The 14040-nt window shown below is 50.0% G+C and carries 10 protein-coding genes; 7 read left to right on the top strand and 3 right to left on the bottom strand.

Translation table 11 applies throughout. The features are described from left to right. Positions 1-7 precede the first annotated feature (7 nt). From gyrB to CWB99_RS24175, 5 genes are all read left to right on the top strand, one after another. The gene (gene gyrB, locus CWB99_RS18165) at positions 8-2431 is read left to right on the top strand and encodes a DNA topoisomerase (ATP-hydrolyzing) subunit B (protein WP_138550132.1); all 2424 of its coding nucleotides are present in this window, start codon (positions 8-10) and stop codon (positions 2429-2431) included. A 323-nt stretch (positions 2432-2754) separates the two neighbouring features. Beyond that, positions 2755-3654, top strand: coding sequence for a glycine--tRNA ligase subunit alpha (gene glyQ / locus CWB99_RS18170; RefSeq protein ID WP_054016205.1), 900 nt, complete (start codon positions 2755-2757; stop codon positions 3652-3654). Positions 3655-3656: 2 nt separating this feature from the next. Continuing rightward, entirely contained in the window at positions 3657-5726 is a 2070-nt protein-coding gene (gene glyS, locus CWB99_RS18175) for a glycine--tRNA ligase subunit beta (RefSeq protein WP_138550131.1), read from the top strand. A 65-nt stretch (positions 5727-5791) separates the two neighbouring features. Further along, entirely contained in the window at positions 5792-6250 is a 459-nt protein-coding gene (locus CWB99_RS18180) for a hypothetical protein (protein WP_138550130.1), read from the top strand. A 128-nt stretch (positions 6251-6378) separates the two neighbouring features. Then, complete coding sequence (locus CWB99_RS24175) at positions 6379-6540, top strand: hypothetical protein (RefSeq protein WP_160317403.1); 162 nt, start codon at positions 6379-6381, stop codon at positions 6538-6540. 47 nt (positions 6541-6587) lie between these two features. On the opposite strand, the gene tusA is transcribed toward CWB99_RS24175, so the two are convergent. From tusA to fadB, 3 genes are all read right to left on the bottom strand, one after another. Further along, positions 6588-6827, bottom strand: a complete 240-nt coding sequence (gene tusA / locus CWB99_RS18185) for a sulfurtransferase TusA (RefSeq protein WP_138550129.1) — start codon at positions 6825-6827, stop codon at positions 6588-6590. 152 nt (positions 6828-6979) lie between these two features. Then, positions 6980-8149: an acetyl-CoA C-acyltransferase FadA gene (gene fadA, locus CWB99_RS18190; RefSeq protein WP_046004753.1), complete on the bottom strand. Its 1170-nt coding sequence runs from the start codon at positions 8147-8149 to the stop codon at positions 6980-6982. Position 8150: 1 nt separating this feature from the next. Then, on the bottom strand, positions 8151-10313 hold the full coding sequence (gene fadB, locus CWB99_RS18195) for a fatty acid oxidation complex subunit alpha FadB (protein WP_130245867.1): 2163 nt from the start codon (positions 10311-10313) through the stop codon (positions 8151-8153). 358 nt (positions 10314-10671) lie between these two features. On the opposite strand from fadB, the gene CWB99_RS18200 reads away from it, so the two are divergent. Then, positions 10672-12573, top strand: coding sequence for a transglycosylase SLT domain-containing protein (locus CWB99_RS18200; RefSeq protein WP_138550154.1), 1902 nt, complete (start codon positions 10672-10674; stop codon positions 12571-12573). Between the two features lie 121 nt (positions 12574-12694). Beyond that, the gene (pepQ, locus tag CWB99_RS18205; RefSeq protein ID WP_138550128.1) at positions 12695-14020 is read left to right on the top strand and encodes a Xaa-Pro dipeptidase; all 1326 of its coding nucleotides are present in this window, start codon (positions 12695-12697) and stop codon (positions 14018-14020) included. Positions 14021-14040: the final 20 nt, after the last annotated feature.

The raw sequence follows: 14040 nt of genomic DNA on the forward strand, positions 1-14040 counted from the left end.
ATACACCATGTCTGATAATTACGATTCATCGAGTATTAAAGTACTGAAGGGATTGGATGCGGTAAGGAAGCGTCCGGGAATGTATATCGGGGACACTGATGATGGTACTGGACTACATCACATGGTCTTCGAAGTCGTCGATAACTCCATCGACGAAGCGTTAGCAGGACACTGTGACGATATTTTCGTTACCATCCATACTGATGGTTCCGTGTCAGTTCGAGACAATGGCCGTGGTATCCCAACGGAACTACACCCTGAAGAAGGGGTGTCTGCGGCTGAAGTCATCATGACCGTACTGCACGCAGGCGGTAAATTTGATGATAATTCATATAAGGTATCAGGTGGCCTACACGGCGTAGGTGTCTCTGTTGTTAACGCACTTTCAGAAAAACTACAACTAACAATCCGTCGCGATGGCAAAGTGCATCAGCAGAAATACACTATGGGTGTCCCAGATGCGCCACTGGGTGTGATTGGTGAAGCTGAAAGTAGCGGAACTGAACTGAGATTCTGGCCAAGTGCGGAGACTTTCTCTGATACAAACTTCCATTACGATATTTTAGCAAAACGACTGCGCGAGCTTTCTTTCCTAAACTCTGGTGTGAGCATCATTCTTAATGATGAGCGTGAAGAAAATAAGCAAGACCACTTTAAATACGAAGGGGGTATTCAGGCATTCGTTGAATATCTGAACCGTAAAAAAACGCCTGTTCATCAAAATGTATTCAATTTCACTTCAGAACGTGAAGACGGCATTAGTGTTGAAGTATCCATGCAGTGGAATGATGGATTCCAGGAAAATATTTACTGTTTTACTAACAACATTCCTCAACGCGATGGCGGAACACATTTAGCGGGCTTCCGCAGTGCCCTGACTCGTACGCTAAACAACTACATGGAAAAAGAAGGCTTTAACAAGAAAGCGAAAACAGCAAGCAATGCGACAGGTGATGATGCGCGTGAAGGCTTGACGGCTGTCGTGAGTGTTAAAGTACCTGATCCAAAATTTTCATCTCAGACTAAAGACAAGCTTGTCTCAAGTGAGGTGAAAGGCGCAGTTGAACAAGCAATGGCTGAAAAACTAACAGAGTATCTACTAGAAAACCCGGGTGATGCTAAAACAGTTGTCAGCAAAATTATTGATGCGGCACGTGCTCGTGAAGCTGCACGTAAAGCGCGTGAAATGACACGCCGTAAGGGCGCAATGGACTTGGCGGGCCTACCGGGCAAACTGGCAGACTGTCAGGAACGCGATCCGGCTGAATCTGAACTCTACATCGTGGAGGGTGACTCAGCGGGCGGATCGGCCAAACAGGGCCGTAACCGTAAGAACCAGGCTATTTTGCCATTGAAAGGTAAAATCCTGAACGTTGAAAAGGCACGTTTCGATAAGATGCTGTCTTCTCAGGAAGTTGCTACCCTGATCACTGCATTGGGTTGTGGTATTGGCCGTGATGAATATGATCCAGAAAAGCTCCGTTATCACCGTATCATTATCATGACCGATGCGGACGTCGACGGCTCGCACATTCGTACGCTGCTGTTGACCTTCTTCTATCGTCAAATGCCTGAGATCATCGAACGTGGTTATGTGTATATTGCACAGCCACCACTTTATAAAGTGAAAAAAGGCAAGCAAGAGCGTTATATTAAGGACGATCACGCACTGACAGATTACCTGACGACCCTGGCGCTGGATGGGGCAAGCATCTATTCCAGTGAAGGTGCAGAGGCCATCTCAGGTAATCGTTTGGAAAATATGGTGCATGATTATCAGAAAACCCTGAATGTCATCGACCGCCTGACGCGTAAATATCCGCGTGCGATGATGTCTCGTCTCTTGTATCAGAACGAGCTGAGCGAATCAGAACTGAGTGATGAAGCTAAGGTGACGGAATGGATACAAACGTTTGTCGCTGACCTGGATCATCATGATGAGGACGCCACTATCTACAGCGCTGAAGTGAGTTACGATGATGAGCGTCATATGTACTATCCAGTGGTCAATATCCGCCAGCACGGCGTAGATAAAGCATATACACTGAACTATGACTTCATTACCTCAAAAGACTATGTGCGTATCGTGAATACAGGTAAGGCCGTAGCGAATCTGATCAGCGAAGGTGGTTATGTACAGCGGGGTGAAAAGACCCAGCCTGTCGAAACATTCGCAGAATCACTGGACTGGTTGATTGCAGAGTCCAAGCGTGGCTTGTATACACAACGCTATAAAGGATTGGGTGAGATGAACCCTGATCAGTTGTGGGAAACCACCATGGATCCTACGGCACGTCGTATGTTACGAGTGACTATTGAAGATGCCATTGCGGCCGACCAATTGTTTGCAACCCTGATGGGTGATCAGGTTGAGCCTCGTCGCGACTTCATCGAGCAAAACGCGCTACGTGTTGTGAACTTGGATGTATAAACAAGTGTGTGTGTGAGTTCTCATCATTGATGATATAGATTCTCACAATTCATGACACTCGACAAAAAGCCACCTCTCACAGGGTGGCTTTTTTGCGTTCTGGGAAGAGCATTGTGACAAAGGAGAGAAGCACAGCTTCTCAAACCCGACATAATTTTGAGTGCAGGTGAGCGGTATTTTTACGCGCTTTTTTAGTGATAACGCTTAAAACAGCGCGGCGCTCGCGGTATACTGAGCATAATTTTCAGACATAATTAGCCCGATACTTTGCGGTATTTATTGAGCAAATCGGGTTCCATGTACCATACAAAAATAAGCCAACTATGCAAAAATACGATATCAAAACCTTCCAAGGGTTGATCCTGGCTTTACAGGACTATTGGGCACAGCAAGGCTGTGTGATCGCGCAGCCACTGGATATGGAAGTGGGTGCGGGGACGTTTCATCCGCTGACTTTCCTCAAGTCGATTGGCCCTGAGCCAATGTCGAGCGCGTATGTACAACCATGTCGTCGCCCGACTGATGGTCGTTACGGTGAAAACCCAAACCGCCTGCAGCACTACTATCAATTCCAGGTGGTATTGAAACCGTCACCTGAAAACATTCAGGAGCTGTATCTGGGATCACTGGAAGCACTTGGTATCGATACCCTGACTCATGAAGTGCGTTTCGTTGAAGACAACTGGGAATCACCAACTCTGGGAGCCTGGGGTCTGGGTTGGGAAGTCTGGCTCAATGGTATGGAAGTGACTCAGTTCACATATTTCCAGCAAGTCGGTGGCCTGGAGTGTTCGCCGGTTACGGGCGAAATCACTTATGGTTTAGAGCGGCTTGCAATGTATATACAAGGTGTGGATAGCATCTATGACTTAGTCTGGACTGATGGTCCTATGGGTCGTGTAACCTATGGCGACGTGTTCCACCAGAACGAAGTCGAGCAGTCGACCTACAACTTTGAACATGCGGATGTGGATGCGCTGTTCAAGCAGTTTGATCAGTGTGAACTGGAAAGTCAGAAGCTGATTGAAGCGGGATTACCTTTACCAGCTTACGAGCAGGTGATGAAAGCATCGCATGCCTTCAACCTGTTGGATGCGCGTCATGCGATTTCTGTTACAGAACGTCAGCGTTATATTTTACGCGTGCGTGCGCTGTCTAAGGCGTGTGCCCAGGCTTATTATGAGGCCCGTGAGGCACTCGGATTCCCGCTTTGTAAGGATTAATCATGACCACAGAAAATCTACTCGTTGAAATTGGTACTGAAGAGTTACCACCAAAAGCCTTACGCAAGCTGGCAGAATCATTTGCCGAGAATATGCAGGCGGAACTGACCGGCCTTGAGCTGGCATTTGAAGACATTAGCTGGTACGCGTCACCACGTCGTCTGGGTTTAAAAGTCGCGAACTTGCAAACCCAGCAACAGGACAAAGTAGTTGAGAAGCGCGGTCCGGCAACGAAAGCCGCGTTCGATGCCGACGGTAATCCGACTAAAGCAGCGATGGGCTGGGCACGTGGTTGTGGTATTGAAGTATCAGAAGCCGAGACACTGGAAACCGATAAAGGTGCCTGGTTGCTACATCGCGCAACTGTTGCGGGTCAGCAGGCAAGCGCTTTGTTGTCTGATGCCATTGCTAAATCATTGGCCAAATTACCTATTCCAAAACCCATGCGCTGGGGCGCTAATAAAACGCAATTTATCCGCCCGGTACACACCGTGGCTGCGTTACTTGGCAGTGAAGTTGTATCTGGCGAAGTATTAGGTAAAACCATTTCAAACCAGCTACAGGGTCACCGTTTTCACCATCCTGAACGGGTGAGCATTAAGCACGCCGATGACGCATTTGAGACCCTCAAAGGGGCGTACGTTATTGCCGACTACGAAGCGCGTAAAGCGCTTATCCGTGAACAGATCAACGCAGAGGCTGACAAGCTGGGCGCGGTTGTGGCGATGGATGAAGACCTGCTGGAAGAAGTGACGGCATTGGTTGAGTGGCCAGTGACTTTGGTGGCCTCGTTTGAGGAAGAATTCCTGTCGGTCCCTGCGGAAGCGCTGATCTACACCATGAAAGACGATCAGAAATACTTCCCGCTACTGGATAAAGCGGGCAAGCTGATCAACAAGTTCCTGTTTGTTTCAAACATTGAAAGTAAAGATCCGAGCGTTGTTATTTCAGGTAACGAGAAAGTGGTTCGTCCGCGTCTGGCGGATGCACAGTTCTTCTTTGAGACAGATAAGAAGAAAACCCTGGAGAGTCGTCTGGAGTCACTGGGCACGGTCTTGTTCCAAAAACAGCTGGGCACATTAAAAGACAAGTCTGAGCGTATTGCTGCTTTGGCTGGCTTTATTGCTGAGCAATTGGGTGCCGATAAAGCACTGGCTGAACGCGCTGGCTTGTTGAGTAAAACCGATCTGATGACTGAAATGGTCATGGAGTTCACCGATGTACAGGGCGTGATGGGTATGCACTATGCGCGCATCGACGGTGAAGCGGAAGAGGTCGCTGTTGCACAGAATGAGCAATATATGCCACGCTTCGCGGGCGATGCCTTGCCGTCAAACCCGATCAGTTGTGCCGTGGCACTGGCAGACAAGTTTGATACCCTGGTTGGGATCTTTGGCATTGGCCAAATCCCCAAAGGCGACAAAGACCCGTTTGCACTGCGCCGTGCTGCCATTGGTGCACTGCGTATCATGGTTGAAAAAGAGCTCGAGCTGGACATTCATGCGCTGGTTGAAAAATCTCGTACACTGTTCGGCGACAAGCTGAGCAACGACAATGTTGGTGAAGATGTGTTTGAGTTTATGCTGGGCCGTTTCCGTGCCTGGTATCAGGATGAGGGGATCGCTGTTGATGTGATCCAGGCTGTACTGGCACGTCGTCCTTCTCAGCCGGTTGATTTTGACCGCCGTGTGAAAGCAGTAAGCCACTTCAGAACGTTAGATCAGGCAGAAGCGTTGGCCGCAGCAAATAAGCGCGTTAACAACATATTGGCGAAAAACAATGTGACCAGCGACGCTGAAATCAATACGGCGTTGTTGTCAGAAGCCGCCGAGCAGCAACTGGCGAAAGAAGTGGCTGCACTGACTGCCGAACTGGCTCCAGTCTATGCACAAGGTGATTATCAGCAAGCACTGACGCGTTTGGCAAGTCTGCGTGAAGCGGTCGATAACTTCTTTGATAATGTCATGGTCATGGCAGATGATGAAGCGGTTAAACAAAACCGCCTTGCACTGCTTAGCCAGCTGAGCCGTTTGTTTCTCAACACGGCGGATATCTCTGTCTTACAAAACTAAGGCAGCCAATCTTTAAAACAAGCCAGCATTCGTGCTGGCTTTTATTTTTGTGATCGGGATTAACAATGAAACAGCATATCATTGCATTAGTAATGGCATTGGGTTTAAGCGCCTGTTCGACGGCCCCACATCAGCCAGCGGATAGCAACTCTGGGCAAACGACAACAAGCACTAATGCGTCTCTTGTGATGGACAGGCCGATGTATTTACGTGGCGATTTTACTTTGTGGGATGCTGACGAAGTCTATCGGCTAACACAGACTCAGACGGGGTTGTACAGTGTACGGGTGCGCTTTATGAGTCCTGGAAAAGTGTACGAATTTAAAGTTGCCGATGCGAAATGGACACCAGGATATAACTGTGGTTTTCGCTATGATGGCAAAGTGAGCCTGGGTAAACCGGTTATTGCGGATTGTGACACTGTGTACAACTACTTTGGATTTATGCCCGACAGAAAGGGGTGGTATCGAATTTCACTGGATTTAAGAGGCGCTACGCCACAGATCATAGTGCAGCGTGATTAATACCAATTTCAGTTAATATCGGGAAAGGTAAATTTGTTGCGTAATTTATTTTGCTCGAATATTGAGCTTTTTGAATTGTCTTGTTATTGTTAATTCCGAGTTGAAAAATATAAGAAAAAGGAAATTCAATGAAAATCAAACTAAATAAAAAAGCAGTCAAACAACTTTCTGGCAAGCAAGTTCTGGCTGAGCAGGCGACACCGGCGATCAATGGTGGTAATCCGCAACAAGAATTAGCGACCTGGCATCGTGGTTGGTACTCTTGCGTTGAATGTCCAATTCTCGTGTAGTCCGGGAATTAAAATAGCTGGTGGGGTTGTTGCACCAGCTTTGCCGGTTATCTCCCTTTCTTCACCAGATAGCGATAAGGGACGCTATCCACTTCTTTTGCCACCAGAGTGTGATCCATAAACTCGCAGAAACTGGGAATGTCCCGGGTGGTAGACGGGTCGTCTGCCAGGATCAACAGGGTTTCACCCTCCTGCATTTTCCTCACCTTGCCACGGATCATCATCACGGGCTCAGGGCACCGTAAGCCAATCGCGTCGAGAGTGTGGTCAGTGTTGTCAAAGTTCATGGCAGTACCCTTTAAAAATAAAGCGCCTATTCTAGCGTGCCTGAAGTGACAAATAAATATGCAAGTTCAGATACCCGATCACGAAAAAAGGCAAGCTACACGAAGCAGTTTGCCTTGGTCACCAAGTTAAATCTTAGGGAATGTCGTTTAGCTTAGTCTTCAACACGCTCGAAGACGGTCGCAATGCCCTGGCCCAGACCGATACACATGGTCGCCAGGCCATACTTCGCGCCTTTGTCTTCCATAATATGGATCAAAGAGGTGCTGATCCGTGAGCCTGAACAGCCCAGCGGGTGACCCAGCGCAATGGCGCCGCCATTGAGGTTCACTTTCTCATCAGCCACATCCAGTAAACCCAGATCTTTCAGTACCGGTAAAGACTGTGCCGCAAAGGCTTCATTCAGTTCTGCCACATCAATGTCTTCAATGCTCAGGCCAGCTTGCTTCAGTGCCTTCTGGCTGGCAGGAACCGGACCGTAACCCATGATAGATGGATCGCAACCTGCAACCGCCATCGACTTAACGCGTGCACGAATTGGCAGGCCCAGTTCTTTAGCCTTCGACTCACTCATGACCAGCATGGCTGAAGCGCCATCCGACAGAGCCGATGACGTACCTGCGGTCACTGTGCCCGAAGCCGGGTTAAATACAGGGCGTAACTGGCTCAGGCCTTCCATGGTGGTTTCTGGACGGATCACTTCGTCGTGTTCAACCAGCACAGGCGCACCATCGGCGTCATGACCTTCCATTGGTAAAATTTCACGCGCAAAACGGCCTTCAACCGTGGCTGCGTGGGCGCGCTGATGTGAGCGCACTGCAAAGGCATCCTGTTGCTCACGGTTAATACCGTGCAGGGTGGCCAGATATTCCGCAGTCAGACCCATCACACCGGCCGCTTGAGCAACCGACGTCGACAGACCCGGGTGGAAGTCGTTACCGTGCGTCATAGGGACGTGGCCCATGTGCTCAACCCCCCCGATCAGATAGGTATCGCCAGCGCCAGTCATAATTGCACGTGCCGCATCATGCAGTGCCTGCATGGATGAACCACATAAACGGTTTACCGTGACTGCTGGTACTGTGTGTGGAATACCTGCCAGCAGGGCGGCATTACGACCTACGTTAAAGCCTTGCTCCAGGGTTTGTTGTACACACCCCCAGTAAATGTCATCGATAGAATCCGGTGCCACTGCCGGATTGCGATCCAGCAGGCCTTTCATCAGGTGGGCACTGAGGTCTTCAGCACGTTTGTGTTTGAACACACCGCCCTTGGAGCGGCCCATCGGCGTACGAATACAATCTACGATTACTGCCTGTTCCATGTTACTGACCCTCCACTTTGTAGAATACTTTACCGGCAGCTGCCCACTCACGGGTTTGCTCCGACACCTGATAGATTTCGCCTAAATGTGCGTACTTATCGGCGATTTTCACGAATTCTGCCAGACCCAGTTGATCCAGATAACGGAATGCTCCACCACGGAACGGTGGGAAGCCAATGCCGTAGATCAGCGCCATATCGGCTTCTTGTGGTGAGGCTACAATGCCTTCTTGCAGACACAGCAGAACTTCGTTGATCATCGGTACCATACAGCGCTCGATGATGGTTTGTTTGTCAAACTGTGCCGGTGCATCACAAATCTCGCTCAGCAGGGCAACGGCGTCAGCGTCTTTGCTCTTCTTCAGGCGGCCTTTGCGATCAGGCGCATACTGGTAGAAGCCTTTCTGGTTTTTCTGTCCATAGCGATTGGCGTTGGCCAGGTGGGCAACCGGATCTTTTTCCTGACGTGCCATGCGGGTTGGGAAACCATCCGCCATCACGCCGGTACAGTGGTTGGCTGTGTCGATCCCAACAACGTCCAGCAGGTACGCCGGACCCATCGGCCAGCCGAAGACATTTTCCATCACTTTATCGACTTGTGTGAAGTCAGCACCTTCCACGACGAGCTGGCTGAAACCGGCAAAGTAAGGGAACAGTACGCGGTTCACGAAGAAGCCTGGGCAGTCGTTCACAACAATCGGCGACTTGCCCAGTTTCAGTGCGTAGTCGACAACAGCGGCGACGGTTTCATCCGAAGTTTTTGCGCCACGAATGATTTCAACCAGTGGCATCTTAGGCACCGGGTTAAAGAAGTGCATACCACAGAAGTGCTCTGGGCGTTCCAGTCCTTCAGCCAGTTCATCAATGCGAATGGTTGAGGTATTTGAAGTCAGGATGGTGCCTTGTGGTAATTGTTTCTCAAGACCCGCCAGTACAGTTTTCTTGATCTGCGGATTCTCGACAACCGCTTCAACGATGATGTCGCTGCCTTCCAGGTCACGGTCATTAAGCGTTGGTTTGATCTGCGCCAGTGTGCCAACCATTTTGTCCAGCTTCATGTGGCCGCGCTCGACTTTTTTGCCCAGCAGCTTGGCCGCTTCGCCCATACCTAAGTCCAGTGCACCCTGGCTGATGTCTTTCATGACAATCGGCGTGCCTTTGTACGCTGACTGGTAAGCAATACCGCCGCCCATGATGCCCGCGCCCAGTACCGCAGCTTGTTTGATGTCAGTCTGGCTTTGCTTCGCTTGTTTCTTGGCAACACCTTTAATGTACTGATCGGCCAGGAAGATCCCGGTTTGTGCCGCCGCTTCAGCGGTTTTGGCCAGCTTAGCGAAGCTCGCGTTCTCAACGGCCATGGCTTCATCGCGACCCATATTGGCAGCAGTCTTGATGGTTTTAACCGCCATCACAGGAGCCGGGTAGTGACCTTTAGTTTTGGCCATCACCATGCCTTCAGCCATTGCAAAGCTCATGCCTTGCTCAACACGGTTCATTTTCAGCGGGTCAAGCTTAACCTGACGTTTAGCACGCCAGTCCAGCTTGCCAGCTGCCGCTTGTTCCATGGTACGCAGTGCCGCGTCCATCAGCTTATCCTGAGCAACCACCGCATCCACGGCGCCTACTTTCAGGGCATCGGCTGCGCGGTTCTCTTTACCTGTGGTGATCCAGGTCATCGCGTTGTCTGCACCAATCAGGCGTGGCAGACGCACGGTACCACCAAAGCCCGGCATAATGCCCAGCTTCACTTCTGGCAGGCCAATCTTGGCGCTGTCAGAGGCAATACGATAATCAGTAGCAAGTACCCACTCACAGCCGCCACCCAGTGCCAGGCCATTGACCGCAGACAAGGTAGGGAAAGGTAAATCTTCTAACGCGTCAAATACGTCAGTGGCCGCTTTGATCCACTCAACCAGCTCTGCTTCAGGGCGGTCAAAGGTAGGCAGGAATTCGAAGATGTCTGCGCCAACAATAAAGTGGTCTTTGTCGGAGCTAAAGATCAGGCCGTCGATGTCATCGCGTTGCGCCAGCTCTTTGAGCGCCGCATGACAATCTTGCAGGGTTTGCTGAGATAATTTGTTGACCGAACCTGGCATACAAAACTTAAACTCAGCGATTTTGCCTTTGCAGAAATCCACAACAAAGGACTCGCGTTTCATTAACATACATGTTCTCCCGTGTTTTTACACTGGTACGATGAGTTGTCATTTCATCCAGTGTGGCGTCTTTAAAAGAAAATTGCAATGAAAAATTTACCGCAGGTTTACTGCAAAGGGTTAGGCACAATGCTAAGGTGGATTCGCTGAATATTTTCCGGGTGGTGTTGTCCGTCCGGACGTTAAGCCACGGGCAAGTTGCGCCATAATAGTCTGATGCTATTGATATGGCTGTTCAGACTGCACATAGTGCGCCCGGGCAGGGAACTCAGAGAAAGGAAGGTGTTTTGGAGTGAGCCTTTTCCTCAAGCAATTTAGACACCCCAGAACATTGACTGCCAACGAAGAGAATGAAAGTTAAAGCATGATGAAACTATGGTTTAATCGTTTAGCTGCCACTTGCCTTGCGGTGTGTGGTGGGGCCTGGAGTCACTTAGGGTATGCAGCTGACTCACACCAGGCGTTTAAAGATGCGGAGCGGGTGGCCTGGAGTGGTAACTATCAGGCGTTTAAGAGATCGCTTGCAGAACTCGATCATCCTCTAAAGCCTTATGTTGAGGCTACTTTTTATAAGCGTCATCCAAAACTTAAGTATCAGGAAGAGATTGGGCGCTTTTTGTCAATATATGATCATACCCCACTGGACTGGATGGTACGCAAGAGCTGGCTGAGCTACCTTAAGCGGCGCAACAAAAAAGCCTTGTTTATTGAGCATTATCAGGACACCAGCAATGCGGAACTGAAATGTACCTATTTACAGTTTCAACTTGATCTGGGCGCGCCGGAAAAAGCCATTCTGGATCAGGTGGAGCCTTTGTGGGTGGTCGGTAAATCACAGCCAAAAGCCTGTGACAAGCTGTTTAGTCAATGGCAAAAAGCCGGGTATCGGACACAAGACCTGGTATGGCAAAGGATCACCCACGCAGCGCAGGGTGGCCAGGCCTCTTTGCTGAAGTATCTGAAAACCCTGCTGCCGCGCAATGAAGCCTATCTGGCCGATCTGTATCTTAAGGTGCGTCGCGATCCCAGCGCCTCAGCAGGCTTGTACCGCTACAAGAAGCGTACCGCCAGAGAGGCTGAAATTGCCGTGTATGGTGTGCGCCGCTTGATCTGGCGCGATCCTAAGCTGGCACTGCGGGCCTGGGACAAGTTGCAGGAGATGTTTACCTTTACTCAGGCGCAGCACGATAGTGTGGCCTATCGCTTTGCTTTGGCGCTGGCGTCCAAAGGACATGAGCAGGCGAAGTTCTGGTTGAATAAAGTCCCTAAGGAGATGCAAGATAAGAAGCTACGCCAGTGGCTGATGAGTAACATGCTCAAAGAACAGGACTGGGAAGGGATCGCGGTGTTGTTCACGGGTATGGATAACTTAAGTAACGGGCAAATATACTGGCTGGGCTACAGTTATGCCAAACGTAATCAGATGGAGAAGGCTCAGGCCTTGTGGCAGGAGATTGCACCAAAACGTGACTACTATGGTTTCCTTGCTGCTGCGCGATTGGACTTACCTGCGCAACTCAATGCTGAGCCACTCAATGTGCCGCCCAGTATCGTCGCGAAAGTGTCGCAGGCGCCCGGGTTTAAGCGGGCGAAGGCGCTGTATGAATTGGATCGCTTCACCGCTGCACGGCGTGAGTGGAATTATCTGACCAATACCTCAAGTACAGCTGAAAAGCTGGCGGCCTCGGTACTGGCGGCCGAGCTCGACTGGTATGACAGCACCATTTATACTCTGGCGCAGATCAAGGCCTGGAACTATGTCGACCTGCGTTTCCCAATGGCGTTCGATGATTTGTTTGAACGTTACAGTGAGCGCAATGACGTGGACCTGGCTTGGAGTTTTGCGATCGCCCGCAGAGAAAGTTCGTTTGCCCCGGATGCCCGCTCACATGCAGATGCATATGGGCTGATGCAGCTTTTGCCGAGTACGGCTAAATATGTTGCTAAATCAAGGGTATCTACGCGTCAGTTGATGAAGCCCGCCACCAATATTCGCCTTGGTACAGATTACCTCGATTATCTTAAAGGTAAGAACAAGGGCAATGAGATCCTCGCTACGGCTTCTTATAATGCTGGCTTTCATCGGGTGAAACGTTGGATCCCACAAGAAGCCATGCCAGCGGAGTTATGGATAGAGTTGATCCCATACCGGGAAACCCGTGATTACGTGAAGAATGTGATGGCGTACCGCCAGGTTTATCACACTAAACTGGGGCGGGATGGTAATATCCTGGCCGGGATCCTGGATATGCAGATCGGTGGTAAGTAAACACAGATTTGTTGGTCTGTCTCGCAACAGCGAGGCCGACCGCAGCCCACTTTACTTCTTTAAATCGGTAGCGCTATGTTAGACTCAGTCACAAGCGAATTAAATAAAAATGGGTACACCAATGGAACAATTAGCAAACTTGTATGCCGAGCATATTGCAACGCTGCAACAGCGTACGAAGACCATTATTGAACGTGAGAACCTGGATGGACTCGTGATCCACTCAGGACAAGCCAAACGCCAGTTTCTGGATGATATGTATTATCCGTTCAAGGTGAACCCTCAATTCAAAGCGTGGTTACCGGTCATCGATAATCCGCACTGCTGGCTGGTGGTTAATGGCACAGACAAGCCTAAGCTGATCTTCTACCGTCCGGTGGATTTCTGGCACAAAGTACCGGATGAGCCGAGCGATTTCTGGGCCGATTACTTTGATATTCAACTGCTGCTGCAGCCCGATCAGGTTGAGCAGTTCTTACCGTACGACAAAGCCAGTCTGGCGTATATTGGCGAATATCTGGAAGTGGCGCAGGCTCTGGGCTTTACGCAGATGAACCCAGAGCCGGTGATGAACTACCTACACTTTCACCGTGCCTACAAGACCAGTTATGAACTGACCTGTTTACGTGAAGCCAACCGCCTTGCCGTGTTGGGCCACAAGGCTGCACGTGACGCTTTTTATGCCAAAGAGTCTGAGTATGGGATTCAGCAGGCTTACCTGCAGGCCACTGAGCATATGGAAAACGACACGCCGTACGGCAACATTGTGGCACTGAACGAGAACTGTGCCATTTTGCATTACACCCATTTTGAGCGCCGCGCCCCGCAGCAGCATGTGTCGTTTTTGATCGATGCCGGTGCCAATTTTAATGGCTATGCATCGGATATTACCCGTACCTACGACTTTTCGCGCAAAGGCGAGTTTGCCGATCTGATCAAGGTAATGAACACCCACCAGATTGAACTGGGGCAGGCATTACAGCCAGGTAAACTGTATGGCGAGCTACATCTGGATTGCCACAAGCGCGTTGCGCAGGTGCTGATCGATTTCGATATTGTGCGTGGTTTGAGTGTGGAAGGGATCCTGGAGCAGGGCATTACTTCGACTTTCTTCCCGCATGGTCTGGGTCACCATCTTGGCTTACAGGTTCACGATATGGGTGGCTTTATGGCAGATGAGTTGGGTACGCATCAGGCACCGCCTGAAGGGCATCCATTCCTGCGTTGTACGCGTAAGATTGAAGCCAACCAGGTCTTTACCATTGAGCCTGGCCTGTACTTTATTGACTCACTGCTGGGCGACCTGGCACAGACCGACAACAAACAGTATGTAAACTGGGACAAGGTTGACGCGTTTAAGCCGTTTGGCGGCATTCGCATCGAGGACAATATTATTGTTCATGATGACCATCTGGAAAATATGACGCGGGATCTGGCGCTGGATTAAGCTTTGCCCTGCACCAAACT

The organism is Pseudoalteromonas rubra, from assembly GCF_005887095.1.
GTDB classification, from domain to species: domain Bacteria; phylum Pseudomonadota; class Gammaproteobacteria; order Enterobacterales; family Alteromonadaceae; genus Pseudoalteromonas; species Pseudoalteromonas rubra_E.

What these genes read in the sequence shown, in the direction of transcription:
- fadA (WP_046004753.1), bottom strand. Translation starts at nt 8,149, where the DNA reads ATGGAACAGGCAGTAATCGTAGATTGTATTCGTACGCCGATGGGCCGC.
- glyS (WP_138550131.1), top strand. Translation starts at nt 3,657, where the DNA reads ATGACCACAGAAAATCTACTCGTTGAAATTGGTACTGAAGAGTTACCA.
- glyQ (WP_054016205.1), top strand. Translation starts at nt 2,755, where the DNA reads ATGCAAAAATACGATATCAAAACCTTCCAAGGGTTGATCCTGGCTTTA.
- CWB99_RS24175 (WP_160317403.1), top strand. Translation starts at nt 6,379, where the DNA reads ATGAAAATCAAACTAAATAAAAAAGCAGTCAAACAACTTTCTGGCAAG.
- gyrB (WP_138550132.1), top strand. Translation starts at nt 8, where the DNA reads ATGTCTGATAATTACGATTCATCGAGTATTAAAGTACTGAAGGGATTG.
- tusA (WP_138550129.1), bottom strand. Translation starts at nt 6,827, where the DNA reads ATGAACTTTGACAACACTGACCACACTCTCGACGCGATTGGCTTACGG.
- fadB (WP_130245867.1), bottom strand. Translation starts at nt 10,313, where the DNA reads ATGTTAATGAAACGCGAGTCCTTTGTTGTGGATTTCTGCAAAGGCAAA.
- pepQ (WP_138550128.1), top strand. Translation starts at nt 12,695, where the DNA reads ATGGAACAATTAGCAAACTTGTATGCCGAGCATATTGCAACGCTGCAA.
- CWB99_RS18200 (WP_138550154.1), top strand. Translation starts at nt 10,672, where the DNA reads ATGAAACTATGGTTTAATCGTTTAGCTGCCACTTGCCTTGCGGTGTGT.
- CWB99_RS18180 (WP_138550130.1), top strand. Translation starts at nt 5,792, where the DNA reads ATGAAACAGCATATCATTGCATTAGTAATGGCATTGGGTTTAAGCGCC.